This is a genomic window from Streptomyces sp. NPDC002499 (assembly GCF_053595415.1).
This window is the reverse complement of sequence record NZ_JBSFXO010000004.1, coordinates 276,432-298,475: the sequence shown is the minus strand read 5'-3', so window position 1 is coordinate 298,475 and position 22,044 is coordinate 276,432. Positions and strand designations below refer to the sequence as shown.

Below are 22,044 nucleotides of genomic sequence, written 5' to 3'. Positions count from 1 at the left end.
CAATGGAGGACTCGTGGGAGTCAGCCTCAGCAAGGGCGGCAACGTTTCACTGACCAAGGAGGCCCCGGGCCTGACCGCGGTCATCGTCGGTCTGGGGTGGGACGTCCGCACCACGACCGGTACGGACTTCGACCTGGACGCCAGCGCCCTGCTCCTGAACAGCGCGGGCAAGGTCGCCAGTGACGCGAACTTCGTCTTCTTCAACAACCTCAAGAGCCCGGACGGCTCCGTCGAGCACACCGGTGACAACACCACCGGTGAGGGCGAGGGCGACGACGAGGCGATCAAGGTGAACCTGGCGGCGGTCCCGGCCGACGTCGACAAGATCACCTTCCCGGTCTCGATCTACGACGCCGAGAACCGCCAGCAGTCCTTCGGCCAGGTCCGCAACGCGTTCATCCGCGTGGTGAACCAGGCCGGCGGCGCCGAGATCGCCCGCTACGACCTCTCCGAGGACGCCTCCACGGAGACGGCCATGGTCTTCGGCGAGCTGTACCGCAACGGCGCGGAGTGGAAGTTCCGCGCCATCGGCCAGGGCTACGCCTCGGGCCTGCGCGGTATCGCCCAGGACTTCGGCGTCAACGTCTGAGGCGCTGCCCCGGCAACGGGGACGCCCTCAGGGCAATCGTCCGGCGCCGCACCGTTTGGGTGCGGCGCCGGAGGCGCAGGACAACCAAAGAAGCATCACCTCGGGGAGGACCAGCACTATGGGCGTCACGCTCGCCAAGGGGGGCAACGTCTCCCTGTCCAAGGCCGCACCCAACCTCACGCAGGTGTTGGTCGGGCTCGGCTGGGACGCACGTTCCACCACCGGAGCCGACTTCGACCTGGACGCCAGTGCGCTGCTGTGCACCGGCGGCCGGGTGATGGGGGACGAGTGGTTCATCTTCTACAACCAGCTCAAGAGCCCGGACGGCTCCGTCGAGCACACCGGCGACAACCTCACCGGTGAGGGCGAGGGCGACGACGAGTCGATCATCGTCGACCTGCCGAAGGTGCCGGCCACCTGCGACAAGATCATCTTCCCGGTCTCCATCCACGACGCCGACAACCGCGGCCAGACCTTCGGCCAGGTCAGCAACGCCTTCATCCGCGTCGTCAACCAGGCGGACGGCCAGGAACTCGCCCGCTACGACCTCAGCGAGGACGCGTCCACCGAGACGGCCATGATCTTCGGCGAGCTCTACCGCTACCAGGGCGAGTGGAAGTTCCGCGCCGTGGGCCAGGGGTACGCCTCCGGACTGCGCGGCATCGCCCTCGACTTCGGGGTCAACGTTTCGTAAGGTCCGCCGGGACCATGCCCCGATCCCCTACGACGACCCCTCCGACCTGCGCCTTCATCGGCGGAACGCCCCTACTGTTCCGGCTGGAGAGCGAAGCCCTAGACTTCGTGGTCAACAGTGAGTAAAGCCGAGTACGGCGCGGGGGAGACCCGTACATACAGGATTGGGTAGCCAGTGCTTCTGAAAACCTTCGGCTGGTCGTTCGCGATTACCGCGATCGGCCTGGTCGCGGCGGTCCTCTACGGGGGGTGGGAGGCCTTCGGCATCGTCGCGATCCTCTCCATCCTCGAGATCTCGCTGTCGTTCGACAACGCGGTGGTCAATGCCGGAATCCTGAAGAAGATGTCCGCCTTCTGGCAGAAGATCTTCCTCACGATCGGTGTCCTCATCGCGGTCTTCGGCATGCGGCTGGTCTTCCCGGTCGTGATCGTCGCCGTCACCGCCAAGATCGGCCCGATCGACGCGGTCGACCTCGCACTCAACAACAAGGACCACTACCAGGAACTGGTCACCGACGCGCACCCGGCGATCGCCGCGTTCGGTGGCATGTTCCTGCTGATGATCTTCCTCGACTTCATCTTCGAGGACCGGGACATCCAGTGGCTGCGCTGGATCGAGCGCCCGCTCGCCAAGCTCGGCAAGGTCGACATGCTGTCGGTCTGCATCGCCCTGATCGTCCTGCTGATCACCGCGTTCACCTTCGCGACCCACGCCCACCAGCACGGCGGCGGGCACGCGGACAAGGCGCAGACGGTCCTCATCTCCGGCATCGCGGGTCTGATCACGTACATGGTCGTCGGTGGTCTCTCCGGCTTCTTCGAGGACCGCCTCGAAGAAGCGGAGGAACGCGAGCACGAGGAGGAGGAAGAGGCGGAACGTACCGGCAAGAAGCGCCCGCCGATCGTCCTGGCCGGCCAGGCAGCCTTCTTCATGTTCCTCTACCTCGAAGTCCTGGACGCCTCGTTCTCTTTCGACGGCGTGATCGGCGCCTTCGCCATCACGAACGACATCGTGCTGATGGCGTTGGGTCTGGGCATCGGCGCGATGTACGTCCGTTCGCTGACGGTCTACCTGGTCCGGCAGGGCACGCTCGACGACTACGTGTACCTGGAGCACGGGGCGCACTACGCGATCGGCGCCCTGGCCGTGATCCTCATGGTCACCATCCAGTACCAGATCAACGAGGTCATCACCGGCCTCGTCGGCGTCATCCTGATCGGCTGGTCCTTCTGGTCCTCCGTCCGCCGCAACCGGGCCCTGGCAGCGGCAGAGGGAAAAGCGACGGGCACGGACGAGAAGACTGAGGTCTCGTCCGGGGTGTGACACCCCTCAGGGGGCGGGAACGCTCTCAGCGGGGCGGCCGGAAGCCTCCGGCCGCCCCGCCGGTTTTTCCAAGTGGGCGCCGTGCACACGGCGGACGTAGGGGCGGGCGGGAATGGGCTTCTTTGACGGACTCATGGGTGGCCGGAAGGGCGAGTTCGACTCCGGCAGCGCGGCCACGAACGCCATCGAGCTGACCAAACGGCACCATCAGGTCTCCCTCACCAAGCAGGGAGCGGCCACCGGACACCTGCGCGTCAACCTGAACTGGCGGATGCGGACCTCCGACATAGGCGGCTCGCCCCGCGAGTCCCTGCTGCGGCACCCCTTCAAGGCCCTGAAGCCGCCGGAGGTCATGGGCCACAGCCAGAGCATGGTCAACGTCGACCTCGACCTCGGCTGCCTCTACGAACTGATGGACGGCTCCAAGGGCGTCGTACAACCCCTCGGCGGCTACCTCGGGGACACCAACGGACCGCCGTACGTCAAGCTCAGCGGTGACGACCGGTTCGGTTCGGCGTCCGGCGAGACGATCTACATCAACCTCGACCACCGGGACGAGATCAAGCGCCTGCTGGTCTTCGTCTACATCTACGACCAGACCCCGGCGTTCGACCGCACCCACGCGAGCGTCACGCTCTACCCGAGCAACGGCCCCCGCATCGAGATCCACCTCGACGAACGCCACCCCCAGGCCCGCTCCTGCGCGGTCGTGATGATCGAGAACATCAAGGGCGAACTGATCGTGCGCCGCGAGGTGAAGTTCGTCTACGGCTTCCAGGCCGAGCTGGACCGGCTGTACGGCTGGGGACTGCAATGGGGCCGGGGCTACAAGGCGAAGGCGGACCGTTAGCGGCCGCACCGGCCGGGTCCGCCCTCGCCTGCTACTGCACCGTCACTGTCCTCAGGGCCGGATGAACTGCGGCCCCTGGGGAGGCAGCCGGACGTCCGGCGCGGGCGCCGTCGTCACCGGCGGCGGGTAGCCGTAGCCGCCGTAGGCCGGCTGGCTGGTGGGCTGCGGATAGCCGTACGCGGGCTGGGTGGCGGGCGGCTGCTGCGGATAGCCGTAGTCCGGCTGGGCCGGGACCGTGACCGGCGGCTGCTCCGGGGGCAGCGGCTGGGCGGGGGCCTCCGGCTGGAGGGGGGACGACGCGTCCGGCGCCTGCGGGAACGGCTCCTGGACCGCCTCCGACTCGTCCACCGTGATGCCGTAGACGGTCGCGAGCCCCCGCAGACCGTTCGAGTAGCCCTCGCCCAGGGCGCGGAACTTCCAGCCGTCCCCGCGGCGGTAGAGCTCGCCACAGATCAGTGCCGTCTCCTTGCCGGTCTCCGGCTTGATGTCGAACTGGAGCAGCGGCTCGCCGTCCGCGACCGACGCGTCGTACAGCAGGATGCGTAGCCCCTGTACCCGGTCGAAGGTGACGTCCTCCGCCGAAGCGACCAGCAGAATCTGACGGATGGCGGGCTCGACACCGGCCAGATCTGTCTGGATCGTGTCGGTGGGGCCATCGGCGGCACGCTTCTTGCCGAGCCACCAGACCTTCCCGGAAGGGTGCCGGGGCTGGTTGTAGAAGACGAAGTCCTCGTCGGAGCGCACGCGACTGTCGGGGCCGAGGAGCAGCGCGGAGGCGTCGACGTCCGGAGCCCCCTGCCCGGGCGTCCAGCGCAGCACGGCGCGTACCGTGGTGGCTTCCAGTGGGACGTTCGATCCCTTCAGCATCGCGTGCGTCATGCGGTCATCCTGCCCTCTCGGTCCTGGTCACGACAATGCGGGGGGCCTGTGGCCCACCACCGTTGTGCCCGTTGGCGTTACCAGAAATTCATGACCGACGGGAACTCTTGACATAGGTCCATACGTACTATTACCGGCCACCTGTTCTCAGAATCCACAGGCCCACCTTGCGCCACGGGGGAGCTTTATGCGTCATTTCGGGCACATCGCCCCTGAGGTGCGACAGCGTCTCTTCCATCAGGAGCCGTGCGAGTTCTCCGCCGACTCCCCGGCCCGGCTGCTCTCCGCGGCCCTGGGCGCCACGCTCTACAGCCCCGCCACCAGGCCGCGACTCGCCGACGACATCGTCAAGCAGGCGGCACTCGGCGTGGTCTCGATGGTGCTGTGCCTCGAGGACTCGATCGACGACGCGGACGTCGCCGCGGGCGAGGAGAACCTCGTCCGGCAGTTCGCCGACCTCGACGCGCGCGCGGACACGGGCGTCCCGCTGCTGTTCATCAGGGTGCGCACGCCCGAACAGATCCCCGACCTCGTCCGGCGCCTCGGCGACACCGTCCGGCTGCTGTCCGGATTCGTCTTCCCGAAGTTCACCGAGGAACGCGGCATCCCGTTCCTGGAGGCCCTGGCCAGCGCCGAGACCGCGAGCGGCCGCCGGCTGTTCGCCATGCCCGTCCTGGAGTCGCCCGAGCTGCTCTACCGCGAGTCCCGGGTCGAGACCCTGGAGGGCATCTTCCGCGCCGTCGACAAGTACCGCGACCGGGTCCTCGCGCTGCGCCTCGGCGTCACCGACTTCTGCTCCTCCTACGGCCTGCGCCGCGCCCCCGACATGACGGCGTACGACGTCCACGTCATCGCCTCCGTGATCTCGGACGTGGTGAACATGCTGGGCCGGGCCGACGGCACCGGATTCACCGTGACCGGGCCGGTGTGGGAGTACTTCCGCGTCCCCGAGCGCATGTTCAAGCCGATGCTGCGCACCAGCCCCTTCCTGGAAGGACAGGCGGTGGAGCTGCGGATCAAACTGATCGAGCACGCCATGGACGGGCTGCTGCGGGAGATCTCCCTGGACCAGGCCAACGGCCTGATGGGCAAGACCTGCATCCACCCCTCCCACGTCCTGCCCGTGCACGCGCTGTCCGTGGTCAGCCACGAGGAGTTCAGCGACGCCGCGGACATCGTGCGCCCCGGCCGGGACGGCGGAGGCGTGCTGAGATCGGCGTACACGAACAAGATGAACGAGGTGAAGCCGCACCGCGCCTGGGCCGAGCGGACCATGCTGCGGGCCGAGATCTTCGGCGTAGCGCACGAGGACGTCAGCTTCGTGGACCTGCTCGCCGCGGGCATCCCCGGCTGAGCGTCACCATCCGGGACCGTCTCGGGACTAACTAGGGAATCGTCATCAACGCAGTGAACAACGGGGTCTGGTCCGGGACCTGGGTCGCCGAGCGACTCGGGCTCGAACTCGTGGGCGACACCAAACTCACCGACCTGCTGGGCCTCGCCCTGCGCCGCAACCCCAAGCGCGCGCATCTCCTGGTCTCCAACGTGCTCGGCAAGCACGTACCGCAGGCGCCGTCCGTCGTCTACGGCTACGGGTTCGCCCTCGGTCGCCGGGTACGGGAGCTTCTGGGCACGGAAGAGGCCCGCACGGCGGTCGTCCTCGGCTACGCGGAGACGGCGACGGGCCTCGGCCACTCGGTCGCCGACGGCATCGGCCTCGCCCCCTACCTCCACTCCACGCGCCGCCCCGTCGCGGGTGTCGCGGCGGCGGGCGGTTTCGAGGAGGCCCACTCCCACGCGACGTCGCACCTTCTGCTCCCGGAGGATCCCGAACTCCTCGTCGGCGACGGGCCGTTGGTGCTGGTGGACGACGAGTTCTCGACGGGGAACACGGTCCTGAACACGATCCGTGATCTGCACGAGCGGTATCCGCGAGGGCGTTATGTCGTGGTGGCGTTGGTCGACATGCGGTCGGCGGCGGATGCGGGGCGCCTCTCGGCGTTCGCGCGGGAGATCGGTGCGCGGGTTGATCTGGTGACGGCGGCTTCTGGGACCGTGCGGCTCCCGGAGGGGGTGTTGGAGAGGGGGCAGGAGTTGGTGGCGCAGTATGAGACGGCAGGTAGTCGGTCGTCTGCTGCGCCGTCGGGGCTGGTCGCGCAGTTCCCCGCGCCCCTAAAAGACAGGGGCGTCGGCGCCGAGGCCGACTTGAACGTTGAAGCCAACTCGAACCCCCACTCCCTAGGGGCGCGGGGAACTGCGCGACCAGCCCCCACCGGGCCGCAACCGCTCACCACCGAACCTCCCCTCGGCCGCATAGACCGCGTCGAACTCTGCTGGCCGCGAGGCCTCCCCGACGGTGGCAGACACGGCTTCACCCCCGCCCACCGAGCCCGTCTCGAGAACGCCCTCCCCGCCATGGCCGCCCGCCTCGCAGAGGCGATCCCCGCCCAAGCCCGCCGCGTCCTGATACTCGGGTTCGAGGAGCTGATGTACGCGCCCCTCAGACTCGCCCGCGAACTCGAACAGGTCGCCGACGCCGAGGTCCGCTACTCCACCACCACCCGCTCACCCGTCCTCGCCGTCGACGACCCCGGCTACGCGATACGCAACCGCATAGTCTTCCCGGCCCACGACACCCCGGCCGACGGCCCCGGCGAGCGCTACGCCTACAACGTCGCCGCCAGCACGAGCACCCCCGGCTTCGACGCCGTCGTCGCCGTCGTCGACTCCACCGCCGACACCCCCGAACTGCACGCGCCGGACGGCCTGTTGGCCCAGCTCGCGGCACACGCCCCGCAGATCCTGCTCGCGGTCGTCCCCTCCTACGTGCCCGAGCCCCTGTACGTCCCCGAAAGGCCCCCGATGCTGCCCGAGCCCCTCCGCGGCCCCGCGTTCTCCTCGTACCCGCCCGACGAGGTCGGCTGGCTGCTCCAGGACCTCTCGGACGTGACCCTGGAGGCACCGACCGAGGAGCGCGAGGAGGCCATCCAGAGCGGCGGCGCCCACTACGCGGAGTCGCTGCCGGTGGAGTACCAGCCCAGCGAGCAGTACCAGGAGCTGTTCCAGGCCGCGCTCAAGACGTCCGCCACCCGCATCGCGCAGGCGGTCGGCGCCGTCACCGAGATCGTGCTCGCCGAGCGCTCGCCCCGCCCGGTCCTCGTCTCGCTGGCCCGCGCCGGCACCCCGGTCGGCGTCCTGATGCGCCGCTGGGCCCAGTTCCGGCACGGCGTCGACCTGCCGCACTACGCCGTCTCGATCGTGCGCGGCCGCGGTATCGACGTCAACGCGCTGCGCTGGCTGGCCGCCCACCACGACCCGGCCGACGTCGTGTTCGTCGACGGCTGGACCGGCAAGGGCGCGATCACCCGTGAACTCACCCAGGCGGTGCGGGAGTTCGAGGCCGCCGAGGGAGTCACCGGCTTCGACCCGGAGATCGCGGTACTGGCCGACCCGGGCTCCTGCGTGCGCACCTACGGCACCCGCGCGGACTTCCTCATCCCCTCCGCCTGCCTCAACTCGACCGTGTCGGGGCTCATTTCACGCACCGTCCTGCGTTCCGACCTGGTCGGCCCGCACGACTTCCACGGCGCCAAGTTCTACCGCGAACTCGCCGGCGCCGACGTGTCGGTGGACTTCCTGGACGCGGTGGCCGCCCGCTTCCCCGAAGTCACGGACGCGGTCGACGCCCAGGCCAAGGAGCTGTTGTCCGGCGACCGCACGCCAACCTGGGAAGGGTGGGCGGCAGTTGAGCGCATCAGCGAGGAGTACGGCATCCACGACGTGAACCTCGTCAAGCCCGGTGTCGGCGAGACCACCCGCGTGCTGTTGCGCCGGGTGCCCTGGAAGATCCTGGCCCGGGCGGGCGCCGGCGCCGACCTGGACCACGTACGCCTGCTGGCACAGCAGCGCGGCGTACCGGTCGAGGAGGTAGGCGAACTCCCGTACACCTGCGTGGGGTTGATCCACCCCCGCTTCACCCGCGGCGCGACCGGCGCCGACGGCAAGGCGGTGGCGGTCTGATGCCGGTACTGGTGGCGAGCGACCTCGACCGTACGCTCATCTACTCCGCGGCGGCCCTCGCGCTGACCATGCCCGACGCACGGGCACCCCGGCTGCTCTGTGTCGAGGTGCACGAGAGCAGGCCGCTGTCCTTCATGACGGAGACGGCGGCCGGGCTGCTCACCGAACTCGGCGACGCGGCGGTCTTCGTACCGACGACGACCCGCACGCGCAAGCAGTACCAGCGCATCAACCTGCCAGGCCCCGAACCGAAGTTCGCGATCTGCGCCAACGGCGGGCACCTGCTCGTGGACGGTGTCACCGACGCGGACTGGCACGCGCGGGTGACGGAGCGGCTGGCGGACGAGTGCGCGCCGCTGGCGGAGGTGGAGGACTACCTCGCGTCCTCCGCCGACCCCCTCTGGCTGCGCAAGCAGCGCAACGCGGAGGACCTGTTCGCCTACCTCGTCGTCGAGCGTGAGCTGCTGCCCGAGGAGTGGGTGAAGGAACTGGCCGCCTGGGCCGAGAACCGCGGCTGGACGGTCTCCTTGCAGGGCCGCAAGATCTACGCCGTCCCCAAGCCGCTCACCAAGAGTGCCGCCATGCACGAGGTGGCCCGCCGCACCGGCGCCGAACTCACGCTGGCCGCCGGTGACTCGCTCCTCGACGCCGACCTGCTGCTGGCCGCGGACCGCGGATGGCGGCCGGGGCACGGGGAGTTGGCCGAGACGGAGTTCGCGGCTCCCGGCATCACCGCGCTGCCCGAGCGGGGCGTGCTGGCCGGCGAACGGATCCTCCGGGAGTTCCTGAAGGCGTCCGCCGCGCCCCGCTGACGCGGGTCAGGAGCAGCAGTCGGCAGGTCAGGAGCAGCAGCCCCCGCCGCAGCAACCGCCGCCGCCTCCGCCGCCCGCCTGGGGCGCGGGGGCGGACTTGCTGCCGCCTCCCACGGCCACCGTCGACAGCAGCTTGACCGTGTCGTCGTGGCCGGCCGGACAGTCGGCGGGCGCGCCGGACTCGGCCATCGGGCGGTTCAGTTCGAACGTGTCGCCGCAGGTCCGGCAGCGGTACTCGTAGCGAGGCATGGGCACAGGTTAACCGGCGGCGCGGGATCGTCGTACAGACAAGTCGTACAGACAGGGCGTACAGACAAGGGCGTACAGGCAAGGCGAGCCGTCGTGCGACGGCCGTACCACTCTCAGTGGACGCCCCCGCGCTCCTCCCGGATCTGCGCGACCACGCGCGCCACCGACTGCCGGACCGCTTCCGTCTCCGTCAGGAAGTGCCAGTAGTCGGGGTGCCGGCCCTCCAGGCCGGTGATCGCCCGGTCCAGCCGGGCGACAGCTTCGTCCAGCGGGCGGGCCTGGCGGGGGTCGGGGGTGCTGCGGCCGGACATGGCCAGGCGCTGGGCGTCCCGGATGGCGAAGCGGGTGCGGTCGATCTCCTGCTGGGGGTCCTTCTGCACGGCGTTGAGCCGGCGCAGCCGGTCGCCGGCGGCCGAGACCGACTCGTCCGTCGTGTTCAGCAGCGCGCGGACCGTCGACAGCAGCGCGGTCGCGTCCGGCCAGCGCTGGGCGTCCCGCGCGGACTGCGCCTCCTTCAGCTTCAGCTCCGCCTGCCGTACGTTCTCCCCGGCCTGGTCGGGCACGTGCTGGAGGTCCTGCCAGCAGGCCGCGGTGAACCGGCGGCGCAGCTCGCTCAGCACCGGATCGACCTGCCCGGCACGGGTGGTGAGCGCCTGCGCGCGCGTGCGCAGCGAGACCAGCCGGTGGTCGATCTCGGCGGCCTTCTCCGGCAGCCGCTCGGCCTCCACCCGGATCGTCTCGGCCTCCCGGGCCACCCGCTCGGCCCGCTCCAGGGTCTCCGGTACGCCGTGCTGTCCCGCGCCCTGGTTGAGCTTGGTCAGCTCGGGGGCGAGGGTGGCGAGCCGGGCGGCGAGGTCGTCGGCGCGCAGCCCCGACTCCCGTACCGCGTCCAGGGCGTTCGACGCGGCGAGCAGGCCCTGCCGGGCCCGTTCGACCGCCGGGGCGAGGCGGGCCAGCTGGGTCTCGGCCTTGCCGATCAGCGGGCCGAGGCTGTCGCCGAAGCGGTCCAGCTCGCGCTTGACGTTCGCCAGCTCGTCCTTGGCCTTGGTCAGTTCGGTGCGCGCGTGGGCCGCGACCGACGCCTCCAGCTCGTCCCGGTCCAGGTCGTGCGCGTCCACCGCCTCGATGTACTGCCGGCTGGCCTCGTCGATGCGACGGCCCAGCGCCTCGAAGTCGGCGACCACGCGCCGGGCGGCCGGCGAGTCGTCCACGGCCGTGATGGTCTCTATCGAGATCCGCAGATCCCGCTGGGCGGTGTCCAGCTCGTAGAACGCGGCCGCCGCCGCGTCCTTCGCGGCCTGCGCCTCGGCCCGCTGGCTCTCGGCCCGGCCGCCGAACCAGCGCCGGGTGCCGCCGCCGGCGAACGCGGCCGGCAGGGCGAGGGCGACGACGAGGGGCAGCGCGAGGAGGGTGAGGGTGTCCCGCACCGACGGCGAGTACGGCTTCCCAGGTGTCGCCGTCACGTGCCTCTCCCGAGCTGTCATCCGTCCTTACCCGTTACCGGTGTCTCGTTTCATTCTCCCACCGGTTAAGGACGAACACACGGGCCGGTTAGTTCGCGGTCTTCAAAGTGACTTTTCCATCACCGGTGTGCGCGGTCACGACATGCGTGCTGCTGCTGTCGCGGGGCACGGAGACATCGACCCCGCCGTCGCCGGTCTCGGTGGTCACCCGGTACGAGGCACGCGGCAGCGCGATGGTCACGGAGCCGTCGCCGGAGCGGGACTCCACCAGGTCCGGTACGGCGCCCAGTTCGAGGTGGACGGAACCGTCACCGGTCTGCGTACGCACCTGCCGCGAGGAGACGTCGGCGTGCACGGATCCGTCGCCGGTACGGACCTGGAGCCGCCCGCTGGAGTCGGTGACATGCACGGACCCGTCACCCGTACGGATGTTCAGCGCGTCCTTGAAGCCACGGGCCCGCACGCTCCCGTCCCCGTCCTCCACCTTCACGGCGACCCCGCGCGGCACCTCGATCCGGTGCTTGGCGGAGCAGTCGGCGACGACGCCGCTGCACTTCATCCTGAGCACCAGCCGGTCACCCTTCATGGACCAGGTCACCTTCGGGTCCGACCCGATGGCGACGCTCCCCTGGAACCACCGGGTCACCTCGATCTTCCCCGCCGCGTTCGAATCCGCCGCGACGATCTCCAACGCCGAGTCGTCGGAGTCGACGGTGAGCGTCTTCCCCTCCAACGCGAACGTCCGGTGATCAGGATCCTTGTCGTCCCCGGCGGACGCCCCACAGGCGCTGACACCCCCGACGAGCAGTGCGACGGCTCCGATGGCAAGGGCGGTACGGGCTGTGGTGGTGCGGTCCATGGCGATCTCCCCCTGAGGCGGTTGTGCAGGCTCTACGACCGTACGGAGCGGGGGGCCGCGGAGGGATCCGGGCCGCTCCCGGATCTGGGGTGGGGATAACCCCCGGTCCGACTCAGGGTTCTCCCTGATACGCGTTTGCGGGGCAGTGCCCAGGGCAAGGTAGGCTGTCGACTCGTCTTGTCCCGGGTGCGTAGCTCAGGGGTAGAGCGGCTGCCTTACAAGCAGCATGTCGGCGGTTCGAAACCGTCCGCGCCCACGTAGGAACGACATGGGAAGGCCCCGGCCGCATCGGCCGGGGCCTTCTGTGTTCCCGGGGCCTTCGGTGTTCGAGGAACGCGTCAGTTGTCCCCGTTCTCGTTTCTGTCCCCGTCCCCGTGTGCGTGCTTCAGCCGCATCCGTGCCTGGACGCGCTCCCCTTGTGTGACCTCCACCCAGAAGCGGTGGGTGGTGACGAAGACGGCCAGTTCGTGTTCGCGCTGGCGGAGCTTCTCCACCTCGGCCTGTTCGTCGGACGTCCAGCCCGGGGAGGCGGGGCGCTCCACCTTGCGCCAGCCGGCCTGGTCGCTGAACCCGTCGAGGGGGACGACCGACCAGGGCAACCGCTTGAGCAGGGCCGACAGCTCGGCCCGGACCTGATGCAGCTCCTCCTGACCGGCGAGGAGGTCACTCGGAAAGTCGTAGGTCGTAGCCACGGCGCAATGGTACGCCTGTTCGAATTTGGGATGCGAGTTCCTTCACGGGGTTCATGCGAACGGGTGCGGCCGGGCGCTTCGGTTGCCGGTCGTTCAAACCACGCTTTCAGTGTGTGGCGGCGGCTCGAAGGCGAACGGCAACCTGGGCTCGGAAGCGTCACCGAGACCTTCCGGACCAGTTCGGCAGACCAAGGCAGAGCAAGGGGGAGAACATGGGACGAGGGTTGAGCAGAACGGCGACCGCCGCGGCGGGGGTTCTCGTACTCGCGGGGTCGTTGCTGGCAGGGACCGCCGGCGCGGCCGGCGCGGCTGACGCGGCGCGGAGTGCGGGACCCACCCTGGAGTGCTTCGGGGTGCCCGGCCTGGAGGATTCGACCACCGCCACCAGCGTCAGCACCGCCGTGCAGGGGCCCGCCACTTCGTCGGGCACCGCGCAGGTGCGGACCGGGTACGCCAACGGCGCGCAGTACGGCTGGGGTCGTGTGGTGGGTGGTTCGGGCGGCCGTTCGGTCGTCTTCGAGGTGGACATCGACGGCGACCGCGTCTGGGACTGCGCGGCATGGACCCACAGCACGGCCGCGACCATCTGGACGACCGGAACGCAGACGAGCTCGAGCTCCAGCCGAGCGTTCCGGGCCTGCGTCGTACCCAATTGGGAACTCTGCTCCAGCTCGGTCGCCGTTTCGATCACGCCCTGGTGGTGAGGGACAGCACCGAGCTCTTCCGAGGCCCCCGTTCCGCGTCGCGCGGGCGGGGGCTTCGGCCGCTTCTACGAAGTCGCTCCGGTCGAGCCCGTCGGCCGCTTCGGGTGGTCGTCCGACCGCCACAACCAGCGCAGGGCATCCGGGAGCAGGACGCCACCGTGGTTGGGACTGTGGCCGCCGTCGCCCAGGACGAGGCGGAAGTCGTAGCCGGCCTCCGCGAGCGCCGCCGCGACGCGCAGGTTGGCGGCGAGCCAGTTCGCCTCGGGTTCGTTCCAGCGCAGGTCACGATGGCCGGCCTGGAGGAAGATCCGTAACGGCTTGCGCGGAGCGCGGGGAATGGCTTCGGGGTACGGGTTGCCGTCCGGCATCTGCGCGAAGCTCGACAGGAACCCGATCACCCGGCGGAATCTGTCCGGGCGCAGCCACGCCGCGGTGAAGGCGCAGTTGCCACCGCTGCTGCCACCGCAGATGCCCCACCGATCGGGGTCCTCGGCGATCGACCAGTGCTTCCTGACCTCGGGGATGATCTCGTTCAGGAGGAAGCCGACGTACGAATCGTCGTATGCGTCGTACTCGGTGTTGCGGTTCTTCGGGTCCTCGGCGTCGGGGAAGACGCCGGGGTCGACGAACACGCCGATGGTGACCGGGATGTGCCCGCGGTGGACGAGGTTGTCCAGGACTGTCGCACCGCGGACCTCCCCTCCGGGATCCAGGTACCACCAGCCGTCCTGGAACACCATCAGCGACGCCGGTACGGCGGAGTCGTACCGCGCGGGCGCATGGACCCAGAACTTCCGTGCCGTTCCCGGGTAGATCGCGCTGTCGTTCCAGTCGAACTCGACCGTCTCCCCGACGGGCACGTCCGGCTGCGGAACCGAGTCGGGGCCGTGGGCGTAGCGAACGTCCGTCTGGTCAACCGGAATCGGCCGGTAGGGCACCTCGATCGTCATCCGGGCCAACCTAGGAGGAATCGCGGACCGCCTCAAAGGGGGTTTGGGGGTCCACCTCGGAATCAGGATCGGCGTGGAGTGTCCAGGCGTTCCGTCGGTCCGCCGAAAGGCAGGACGAGGGTGCGTGTCGCGAGGAGCCAGACGTCGTCGATCTTGCGGAAGGTGTCCTCGTAGTGGCCGATGTTCGCGGGCAGGCGAGGGGGAATCAGTGTGCCGTCGGTATAGCCGTCGACCCGGTAGGTGGCGAAGTACGTGGTCGCTGTCGCGGTGTCCGGCGAGTCGACCGTGACCAGGACGTTCGTGCACATCCGACGGGACAGGCGGTCCGCCGGTCGCGAGCCGAAGTATGCGCGCAGGGCTTCCCGGCCTTCGACCCGGCGCCCGTCATGCGGCCATTCCCAGAAGCCGTCCGGGGTGAACAGATCGCAGACCGTGCTCGGGTCACCCAGGTCCAGCCGGCGGACGAGTTCCAGGATCACGCGTTCGCAGCTGCGTTCCGCCAATAGGCGCGCCATGGGGTCAAGGTCGTGAGTGGTCATCTCCGCATCCTGGCAGCTCGGTCGGCGCCCTCACGACTCGGTGTCGAGCCTGTCGGCAGGTACTCGCTCGATGCGCGTCCAGCCTCTCCAGCCGCGTTCCTCCAGGATCGCCATGAGTCGTTCGGCGCCCGGTGAGGACTCGACCATGGTCGAGTCCAGGAGGTCGACGAACTGGTCGTCGAAGACGTCGGTACCCACCTCGCCGGCCTTCACGGCGCGCATCATCAGGCGCTCCACGATGTCGGCGATCTCGACCAGTCGTGGATCGTCGACCGGCTGTGGACCGTCTTCCGGCTGTGGAGTGTCTTTCGGCCGCGGATCGTCTTCCGGTCGTTCGAGTTCCTCGCTGAGAAGGCTGTAGAGCTTCGCCATGTCGGGGTCGTCCAGCTGTTCGTGCTTCCTGGCGATCACCGCTTCGATCAGGTGTGGTGCCTGGGCGGCGACCATGATCCAGGCATCCCGTTCCATCTCGATGTACCGCTCCTCGACGCCGAGTTCACGCAGTCGGTCGAGGTAGTCCACGACGCTCTGCGGGAGCGCCAGGTGTTCTCCGGCGGCGAGTCGGGCGAGTCGGCCACGGGTGTCCCGCAGTCGTCGGATCTCGGCGCGCAGAGTCCTGTCGATCTCCTGGACGCCGTCGCCGAATTCGTCCGGGCCGGCGTCGAGGAGTTCCTGCACCCGGGCCAGCGGCACGCCGGCGTCCGCCAGGGTGCGGATCCTGATCAGGCGTACGACCGCGGCGGCGTCGTAGCTCCGGTACCCGGACCGGTCGCGTTCGGGCTCCGGCAGCAGCCCGATCCGGTGGTAGTGGCGTACCGCCCGCACCGTCACCCCGGCGTGCGCCGCGAGCCGGCTGATGGTCAGCATGGGTCTCAGCCTGCCTCAGGCGATCTTCCGGCGGTAGGCGGCCATCGCGAGGACGTACGCCACCACGAGAATGCCGACGCACCACGCGAGCGCCGTCCAGATGTCGTCGCCGACCGGCCGCCGGGCGAACAGATCGCGGATCGTGTCGACGATCGACGTCACCGGCTGGTGCTCGGCGAACCAGCGCACCGGGCCGGGCATGGTCCCCGTGGGCACGAACGCCGAGCTGACGAAAGGCAGGAAGACGAGCGGGTAGGCGAACGCGCCCGCGCCCTCGACCGACGCCGCGGACAGCCCGGGGATCACGGCGATCCAGGTCAGCGCCAGGGTGAACAGGAACAGGATGCCGACGACCGCGAGCCAGGCCGGCACTCCGGCTCCCGTGCGGAAGCCCATGAGCAGGGCGACGCCCACGACGATCACGAGCGAGATCAGGTTGGCGACCAGAGAGGTGAGGACGTGTGCCCACAGCACACCCGACCGTGCGATCGGCAGGGACTGGAATCGCTCGAAGATCCCGCTCTGCAGGTCGGTGAACAGCCGGTACGCGGTGTAGGAGATGCCCGACGCGACGGTGATGAGCAGGATGCCGGGCAGCATGTAGTTCACGTACGGGACCGACCCCGTGTCGATCGCGCCGCCGAAGACGTAGACGAACATCAGCATCATGGCGACCGGCGTGATGACGGTCGTGATGACGGTGTCCACGCTGCGTGTGACGTGGCGCAGGGTCCGCCCCGTGAGCGTGGCGGTGTCGCTGAGGAAGTACGCGGTCATCCTTGTCCCCCAGTTGTCGTGCCGTCGGTGGTGCTCTTGTCGGCGCCGCCGATGATCGCGAGGAAGATCTCCTCCAGGGTCGGCTGCTTCTCGACGTACTCGACCGTCGCGGGCGGGAAGAGCTGTTTGAGCTCCGTGAGGGTGCCCGTCACGATGATCCGGCCCTGGTGGAGGATCGCGATCCGGTCGGCCAACTGCTCAGCCTCGTCCAGGTGTTGAGTGGTGAGCAGCACAGTCGTTCCGCGGCCGGTGAGTTCCTTGACCGCTTGCCACACCTCGACGCGTGCCTCGGGGTCGAGCCCGGCCGTCGGCTCGTCCAGGAAGATCACCGGCGAGTTCCCGATGAGGCTCATCGCGATGTCCAGCCGCCGGCGCATCCCACCCGAATACGTCGCCACTCGGCGCGCGCCCGCCTCGGTCAGCGAGAAACGCCTCAGCAGGTCGTCGGCGATCGCGCCCGGGTCCTTGAGGTGGCGCAACCTGGCGACCAGTACGAGGTTTTCCCGGCCGCTGAGGATCCCGTCGACGGCCGCGAACTGACCGGTGAGGCTGATGGACTCCCGCGTGTTCCCCGCTTGGGAGGCGACGTCGAAGCCGTTGACGCTCGCCCGCCCCGCATCAGCCTTGAGAAGCGTGGAGAGGATCCGCACGGTCGTGGTCTTGCCCGATCCGTTGGAGCCGAGCAGGGCGAAGACGCTGCCTCGCGCCACGTCGAAGTCCACGCCGCGCAGCACTTCGAGCTTCCCGTACGACTTCTCCAGACCCTGTACGCGAATCACCGGACCGGCGATCGGTGGGGCCGTCATGGTCATCTGCCTCCTTCGCGGAGCTCTTCCAGGCGGCTGCGAGGAGGGCTCGTACCGGGAGGATGGAGGGTTGACCCGGCGTCAAGGTCAAGCCCGCTCAGTCGCAACGGGCGGCCGGAGGCATATAGTGGACTAGAGAGTCCATTTTCAGGGAGTCATGGCATGCGTGGTGAGCTGACCGCCAAGGGCAAGGCGACCCGGAGTCGGATCGTCGAGGGGGCCGCGGCGGTGTTGCGGGAGAAGGGTGTCGCCTCGGCGACGTTGGACGACGTCATGGCGCGGACCCGGACCAGCAAGAGTCAGCTGTTCCACTACTTCCCGGCGGGCAAGGACGAACTCCTCGTCGCGGTGGCCCAGTTCGAGGCGGATCAGGTGCTCGCGGACCAGCAGCCGTATCTGGGGTGTCTCGACTCGTGGGAGGCCTGGGGGCGGTGGCGGGACGTCGTGGTCGAGCGCTACGAGGCGCAGGGGGAGCAGTGTCCGCTCGGGTCGCTGCTCTATCAGGTCGGGCGTTCGACTCCCGGGATGCGGGCGATCGTGATCGAGCTGACGCGCCAGTGGCAGGAGAACCTGGCCACGGGTATCAGGGCGTTGCAGGCGGCCTGCCTGGTTCCCGCCGACCTCGATGTCGACACCCGGGCCGCGGCGCTGCTCGCCGCGCTCCAAGGGGGCGTGGCGATCCTGCTGTCGACGGGGGAGTCCACCCACCTGCGTGCCGCGCTCGATCAGGGGATCGCCGACCTGCGGCACGCCGGCAGCGTCCTGGCGTGACGCGGGCCGCGGCTCCCGGCCCTAGTCCCCGGCTCCGACCCCCAGCACCGGCTCCGACCCCCAGCACCGGCTCCGGCCCCCTGATCACCCACTCCCATCAGGTCTCAGCCCGCGATGACCGCAGCGGTCGTACGGCCGCCGTCCACGTCGAGCACGATGCCGTGCACGAACGAGGACTCGTCGGCGGCCAGGTACACGGCCGCGTTCGCGACCGCGTCCGGCGTGCCCATCGTGCCTGCCGGGGTGCCCTTCATCATGATCTCGGCCGGGTGGGACTCGCCCGGTACGGGCGTCTGCACCACGCCCGGGGAGATCGCGTTCACCCGCACCCCCTGCGGTCCGAACTCCGCGGCCCAGGCCCGGGTCAGGGTCTCCACGGCCCCCTTGGTGGAGCTGTAGAGCGCGGCGATCGGAAGGCCCAGGCGGGCGATCCAGGAGCCCAGGTTGATGATCGCCCCGCCACCGGCCGTCACCATGGCGGGGGCGACGGCCGCGGTCAGGAAGAACGGGGCCTTCACGTTCACGGCGTAGACCTGGTCGAAGGTCTTCTCGTCGGTGGCCGCCGTGGTGTCGCCGGGGTAGATGCCGGCGTTGTTGACCAGGACGTCGATACGGCCGCCCAGGACCCGCGTCGCCTCCTGGGCCAGCGCCTGCGAGGCGGCGGCGCTGCCGTCCAGGTCGGCCCGTACGAAGTCGGCGCGGCCGCCGCGGGCGCGGATGCCGTCGACGACCTCCTGGCCCCGCTCGGCGCTGCGGCCGGACACGGCGACGTGCGCCCCCTGGGCGGCGAAGGCCTCCGCGATCGCCCGTCCGATGTTGCTGGTCGCTCCGGTCACCAAGGCGGTCTTGCCCGCGAGCCGCATCGACATGTTCCACTCCGTTGCTCGGTTCTCCGGCGTCGGTTCGACGCGGGTGCCACTGTGCTTCGGAAAAAATGGACTGGCAAGTCCATAATGTGAGGGTGGTCAGGGGAGCGTCCGGCCCAGGCGGGCGAGTGGGGACAGTGCCATCAGCGCGGGGGAGAGCAGCATCCCTGCCGCTGTTGTCAGGAGGCCGGCCCGCAGGGTCCATTCCTGTGCGAGGAAGCCGCCCAGGAGGGAGCCGAGCGGAGTCATTCCCATGCCGGCGAACGTGATCGTGGCGGCCGCGCGCGCCTGCATCCCGTCCGGCGTGACCGCCTGCCGTACGGCCATGACCGTGACGTTCACCAACTGGCCGCCGGTCCCGAACGCGAAGCCAACCGCGAGGAGTACCGGAACCGTGATCGCGGAGGAGCTGTGCAACGCGGGTACGCACAGGAACGCGCCGTCGCCGAGTACCGCCGCGGACACGAGCACCGGGCCGTGGCCGAACCGGCGCGGCAGGCGGGCCGCCAGCACCGAGCCCAGGAGCGCGCCCGGTCCCGTCGCCGCGAGTGCCAGCCCTACCGCCGTGCCCGAGAGATGCAGTTCCCGGGGGAGGTAGAGCAGATAGGCGGTCATCGTGGCGGCGAAGAAGAACTGGAAGGCGGCCGAGGCGAGGCAGACCGTCCGCAGTGAGGTGTCGTCGAGGACGAAGCGGATGCCGTCGTGGATCCGGCGCCCTATGTGCGGGGGGCGTCGCGTGCGCTTCGGCATCGATTCGCGGTGCCGGATCCGTCGTATCGAAAGGAACGACAGCGCGAAGAACAGGGCGCCGGAGGCGGCGGCGACCGGTGCCGACAGCAAGGTCACCAACGTGCCGCCGAGCGCGGGGCCGCCGATCTGGGCCACGGATCTGCTGCCTTCGAGGGCGCTGTTGCCTCGCACCAGCTGATCATGTGTCACCAGCCTTACGAGAGACGCCTGGTAGGACACGTCGAAGAACACGGACAGGGCGCCGACGGCGAAGGTGACCGCGAACAGCGTGGGCAGGTCGAGCCGGCCGAGGAGAGCGGCCAGCGCGGCGACGCCCAGCGCCAGGGTCCGGCCGACGTCCGCCAGCACCATCACCGTGCGGGTCCGCCAACGGTCCACCCACGCACCGACGAAGAGCGAGAGCAACAGGATCGGCGCCTGCCCCACCGCGCGGAGCGCGCCCAACTCGCCGGCACTGGCGTCGAGGGTCAGGACGGCGACGAGCGGCAGCACCAACAGGCTTGTGTGCTCGCCGAGTTGGGAGACGGTCTGACCGGCCCAGAGGCTACGGAAGTCGCGGTCCCGCCACAGGCTCGACGGAATGGGGGAGGGAGAAGCGGACGGCACGGGAGTCCTCGGGTTGCCGACAACGACAAGGAAGAAGGCTCGCTGTGCCGCGACATCAAGGGCAGCACGCGATTGACGGGCCGATCACGGCCTACGACGTCAACGCGCGCTCGGACGACCGGGCATGTCTCTTCGCTCCTCGTGGGTCGCTCGCAGGCTAGTCCTCAACTGGCCGGGTGGGAAAGGCGATTAATGCCGGGACGGGCCGCCGAGCGACTCGTACCGCTCGAACGTCACCGCCGGCGGCAGTGCGCTCTGGTGCGGGCAGGCCTCGAACGCCTGGATCACGAAGCCCGCGAAACGGCGGGAGGCGTTGGCCTGGAGGGTGGGTGACGGGGCGTGGATCCCCTTGTTGGCCATGAGCATCAGGACGAGGTCGTCGAGCGTGAAGTCGGGCCGCAGGCGCCCCGCGTCCTTGGCTCGTTGAGCCAGCGCGTCGACCGCCTTGAACTGGTACTCACTGCTCGCCACCACGGCCGCCGCGTCCGCTCCCGGGAGCGTCGACATGAACGCCTCGGTGAACCCCCGGTCACGCGCGTGCAGTTCGCAGACCTTCTCGACGACCGTACGGAAACCACGCCACGGATCGGGATCGGCGCAGGCCGCGTCGACGATGTCACGGCAGGCGCGCAGTTGGTCCGCGAAGGCGGCGGTCACCAGCGCCTGCTTGGTCGCGAAGTGCCGGTACAGGGTGGCGGGCCCGACCTCGGCGTGCCGGGCGACCTCGCGCATCGGCACGTTCAGGCCCTCGGCGCGGAAGAGCGCGCGGGCCGCGTCGAGGATGCGTTCGCGGTTGAGCTGGGCGTCGGAGCGCAGGGTGTGAGGCAAATCGTCGGTCACGCTCTCACTTTAGCCAAACGGACGGGGGCGTCCGTTACGGTCCGAAACGGCGGCCGCAACCGCCTCGAACATCCCCGACCCGGACGGAGACCACGTTGAAGGCCATCGAGATCAAGTCGTTCGGAGGACCGGAAGGTCTGGCCGTGGTGGATCTTCCGGCGCCGCTGCCTGCCGCCGGCCAGGTCCTCATCTCCGTGGAGGCGGTGGGCGTCGGCGGCGTGGACACCCTGATCCGGAGCGGTGCGCTGGCCTCCTACGGCTTCACGGAGGGATTCGTCCCCGGCGGCGAGGTGGCGGGCACCGTCACCGCCGTCGGGGACGGTGTCGACGGGTCGTGGATCGGCCGCCGGGTGTGGGGATCCCCCGGCGCGGGCGGCGGCTACGCCGAACAGGCCGTCGCCTCGGCGGAGCGGGTCATTCCGCTCCCCGCCGACCTGTCCGCCGTCGACGCGGTGACCCTCGGCAGCGCCGGGTCCGTCGCGCACTTCGCCCTCGCGCACGCCCATTTCGTGCCCGGGGAGACGGTCCTGGTGCGCGGCGCGTCCGGCAGCCTCGGGCTCATGACCGTACAACTGGCGGCGCGCGGTGGGGCCGCGGCGGTGGCGGTCACGACGTCGTCCGCCGAGCGGGGCGAGCGCCTGCGCGCGCTCGGGGCGACCCACGTCCTCGACCGCTCAGGCAACGGGAACGACCACGGCAACGGCAGCGCGGACACGCCCGCCGGCTACGACGTCATCATCGACATCGTCGCCGGCCCCGACCTGCCCGCGTTCTTCGACCGGCTCAACCCGAACGGCCGCCTCGTCGCCGTCGGCATGGTCGGCGGCCGGCCGCCCGCGGACTTCGGTACGAAGCTCATGGCCGCGTTCCGGAGTTCGCTGACCTTCGCCACCTTCAGCCTCGACACCGTGGACCAGGCCGACCTGCGGGCCGAGCGGAGCGCGCAGTTCGCCGCCGCGGGCCGCGGCGGACTGGAGGCGGTGGTCCACGAGGTGCTGCCGTTGGACGAGGCGGTGGTGGCGCACCGGAAGATGGACGCCGGAGAGGTGTTCGGCAGGATCGTGCTGAGCCCGTAGACCGCCGGATCGGCTCCCGTAGGACCGCCGGATCGGCCGACTCGCGGAGCAGGAAAACGAGA

At 69.8% G+C, this 22,044-nt stretch carries 23 protein-coding genes and 1 tRNA gene; 11 read left to right on the top strand and 13 right to left on the bottom strand.

Translation table 11 applies throughout. From position 1 onward, the window contains the following. The first annotated feature begins 13 nt into the window (after positions 1 to 13). The 4 genes from ACWD5F_RS12385 (at position 14) to ACWD5F_RS12370 (ending at position 3,456) form a co-directional block, all read left to right on the top strand. Positions 14 to 589 (top strand): TerD family protein, encoded by a 576-nt coding sequence (locus ACWD5F_RS12385; protein WP_019060360.1) that lies wholly within the window; start codon positions 14 to 16, stop codon positions 587 to 589. Positions 590 to 707: 118 nt separating this feature from the next. Then, positions 708 to 1,283, top strand: coding sequence for a TerD family protein (locus ACWD5F_RS12380; RefSeq protein WP_123999588.1), 576 nt, complete (start codon positions 708 to 710; stop codon positions 1,281 to 1,283). A gap of 174 nt (positions 1,284 to 1,457) precedes the next feature. Beyond that, a complete protein-coding gene (locus ACWD5F_RS12375; RefSeq protein ID WP_401727742.1) occupies positions 1,458 to 2,606 on the top strand; it encodes a DUF475 domain-containing protein in 1,149 nt (382 codons plus the stop codon). Between the two features lie 112 nt (positions 2,607 to 2,718). Next, positions 2,719 to 3,456 carry a TerD family protein gene (locus ACWD5F_RS12370; protein ID WP_401727741.1) on the top strand — a complete coding sequence of 246 codons (738 nt, stop codon included), beginning with the start codon at positions 2,719 to 2,721 and terminating at the stop codon, positions 3,454 to 3,456. 51 nt (positions 3,457 to 3,507) lie between these two features. Here the strand turns inward: ACWD5F_RS12370 and ACWD5F_RS12365 are convergent, their stop codons facing one another. Further along, entirely contained in the window at positions 3,508 to 4,335 is an 828-nt protein-coding gene (locus ACWD5F_RS12365) for a TerD family protein (protein ID WP_451253617.1), read from the bottom strand. Positions 4,336 to 4,522: 187 nt separating this feature from the next. Here ACWD5F_RS12365 and ACWD5F_RS12360 point away from each other — a divergent pair, with 187 nt between their 5' ends. From ACWD5F_RS12360 to ACWD5F_RS12350, 3 genes are read left to right on the top strand one after another with little or no spacing between them, the layout of a single operon-like run. Continuing rightward, positions 4,523 to 5,689: an HpcH/HpaI aldolase/citrate lyase family protein gene (locus ACWD5F_RS12360; RefSeq protein ID WP_451253616.1), complete on the top strand. Its 1,167-nt coding sequence runs from the start codon at positions 4,523 to 4,525 to the stop codon at positions 5,687 to 5,689. Positions 5,690 to 5,742: 53 nt separating this feature from the next. Continuing rightward, entirely contained in the window at positions 5,743 to 8,355 is a 2,613-nt protein-coding gene (locus ACWD5F_RS12355; protein WP_451253615.1) for a phosphoribosyltransferase, read from the top strand. Continuing rightward, positions 8,355 to 9,167, top strand: coding sequence for an HAD family hydrolase (locus tag ACWD5F_RS12350; protein WP_451253613.1), 813 nt, complete (start codon positions 8,355 to 8,357; stop codon positions 9,165 to 9,167). Before ACWD5F_RS12355 ends, ACWD5F_RS12350 begins: the two co-directional genes overlap by 1 nt. 27 nt (positions 9,168 to 9,194) lie before the next feature. On the opposite strand, the gene ACWD5F_RS12345 is transcribed toward ACWD5F_RS12350, so the two are convergent. From ACWD5F_RS12345 to ACWD5F_RS12335, 3 genes are all read right to left on the bottom strand, one after another. Continuing rightward, positions 9,195 to 9,416 carry an FmdB family zinc ribbon protein gene (locus ACWD5F_RS12345; protein ID WP_402348452.1) on the bottom strand — a complete coding sequence of 74 codons (222 nt, stop codon included), beginning with the start codon at positions 9,414 to 9,416 and terminating at the stop codon, positions 9,195 to 9,197. A 113-nt stretch (positions 9,417 to 9,529) separates the two neighbouring features. Then, on the bottom strand, positions 9,530 to 10,879 hold the full coding sequence (locus tag ACWD5F_RS12340) for a hypothetical protein (RefSeq protein ID WP_401727735.1): 1,350 nt from the start codon (positions 10,877 to 10,879) through the stop codon (positions 9,530 to 9,532). 88 nt (positions 10,880 to 10,967) lie between these two features. Then, complete coding sequence (locus ACWD5F_RS12335; protein ID WP_451253611.1) at positions 10,968 to 11,738, bottom strand: DUF4097 family beta strand repeat-containing protein; 771 nt, start codon at positions 11,736 to 11,738, stop codon at positions 10,968 to 10,970. A gap of 184 nt (positions 11,739 to 11,922) precedes the next feature. Here ACWD5F_RS12335 and ACWD5F_RS12330 point away from each other — a divergent pair. Continuing rightward, a tRNA-Val gene (locus ACWD5F_RS12330) sits at positions 11,923 to 11,994 on the top strand. Between the two features lie 82 nt (positions 11,995 to 12,076). Here the strand turns inward: ACWD5F_RS12330 and ACWD5F_RS12325 are convergent. Then, positions 12,077 to 12,430, bottom strand: coding sequence for a hypothetical protein (locus tag ACWD5F_RS12325; protein ID WP_451253609.1), 354 nt, complete (start codon positions 12,428 to 12,430; stop codon positions 12,077 to 12,079). A 212-nt stretch (positions 12,431 to 12,642) separates the two neighbouring features. Between ACWD5F_RS12325 and ACWD5F_RS12320 the strand changes: the two genes are divergently transcribed. Beyond that, on the top strand, positions 12,643 to 13,134 hold the full coding sequence (locus ACWD5F_RS12320; protein WP_451253607.1) for a hypothetical protein: 492 nt from the start codon (positions 12,643 to 12,645) through the stop codon (positions 13,132 to 13,134). Between the two features lie 65 nt (positions 13,135 to 13,199). Here the strand turns inward: ACWD5F_RS12320 and ACWD5F_RS12315 are convergent, their stop codons facing one another. From ACWD5F_RS12315 to ACWD5F_RS12295, 5 genes are all read right to left on the bottom strand, one after another. Continuing rightward, positions 13,200 to 14,084 carry an alpha/beta hydrolase gene (locus ACWD5F_RS12315; protein ID WP_451253605.1) on the bottom strand — a complete coding sequence of 295 codons (885 nt, stop codon included), beginning with the start codon at positions 14,082 to 14,084 and terminating at the stop codon, positions 13,200 to 13,202. A gap of 62 nt (positions 14,085 to 14,146) precedes the next feature. Beyond that, a complete protein-coding gene (locus tag ACWD5F_RS12310) occupies positions 14,147 to 14,623 on the bottom strand; it encodes a nuclear transport factor 2 family protein (protein WP_451253603.1) in 477 nt (158 codons plus the stop codon). Between the two features lie 30 nt (positions 14,624 to 14,653). Beyond that, entirely contained in the window at positions 14,654 to 15,490 is an 837-nt protein-coding gene (locus ACWD5F_RS12305) for a MerR family transcriptional regulator (RefSeq protein WP_451253601.1), read from the bottom strand. Positions 15,491 to 15,505: 15 nt separating this feature from the next. Next, on the bottom strand, positions 15,506 to 16,267 hold the full coding sequence (locus ACWD5F_RS12300) for an ABC transporter permease (RefSeq protein WP_451253599.1): 762 nt from the start codon (positions 16,265 to 16,267) through the stop codon (positions 15,506 to 15,508). Next, positions 16,264 to 17,073 (bottom strand): ABC transporter ATP-binding protein, encoded by an 810-nt coding sequence (locus ACWD5F_RS12295; protein WP_451253597.1) that lies wholly within the window; start codon positions 17,071 to 17,073, stop codon positions 16,264 to 16,266. Before ACWD5F_RS12295 ends, ACWD5F_RS12300 begins: the two co-directional genes overlap by 4 nt. Before the next feature lie 162 nt (positions 17,074 to 17,235). On the opposite strand from ACWD5F_RS12295, the gene ACWD5F_RS12290 reads away from it, so the two are divergent. Next, entirely contained in the window at positions 17,236 to 17,844 is a 609-nt protein-coding gene (locus ACWD5F_RS12290; RefSeq protein ID WP_451253595.1) for a TetR/AcrR family transcriptional regulator, read from the top strand. 104 nt (positions 17,845 to 17,948) lie between these two features. Here the strand turns inward: ACWD5F_RS12290 and ACWD5F_RS12285 are convergent, their stop codons facing one another. From ACWD5F_RS12285 to ACWD5F_RS12275, 3 genes are all read right to left on the bottom strand, one after another. Beyond that, positions 17,949 to 18,713, bottom strand: a complete 765-nt coding sequence (locus ACWD5F_RS12285) for an SDR family NAD(P)-dependent oxidoreductase (protein ID WP_451253593.1) — start codon at positions 18,711 to 18,713, stop codon at positions 17,949 to 17,951. 96 nt (positions 18,714 to 18,809) lie between these two features. After that, positions 18,810 to 20,066 carry an MFS transporter gene (locus ACWD5F_RS12280; RefSeq protein WP_451253591.1) on the bottom strand — a complete coding sequence of 419 codons (1,257 nt, stop codon included), beginning with the start codon at positions 20,064 to 20,066 and terminating at the stop codon, positions 18,810 to 18,812. Positions 20,067 to 20,255: 189 nt separating this feature from the next. Further along, positions 20,256 to 20,906, bottom strand: a complete 651-nt coding sequence (locus ACWD5F_RS12275) for a TetR/AcrR family transcriptional regulator (protein WP_451253589.1) — start codon at positions 20,904 to 20,906, stop codon at positions 20,256 to 20,258. Between the two features lie 95 nt (positions 20,907 to 21,001). On the opposite strand from ACWD5F_RS12275, the gene ACWD5F_RS12270 reads away from it, so the two are divergent. Next, a complete protein-coding gene (locus tag ACWD5F_RS12270; RefSeq protein WP_451253587.1) occupies positions 21,002 to 21,982 on the top strand; it encodes a zinc-dependent alcohol dehydrogenase family protein in 981 nt (326 codons plus the stop codon). Positions 21,983 to 22,044: the final 62 nt, after the last annotated feature.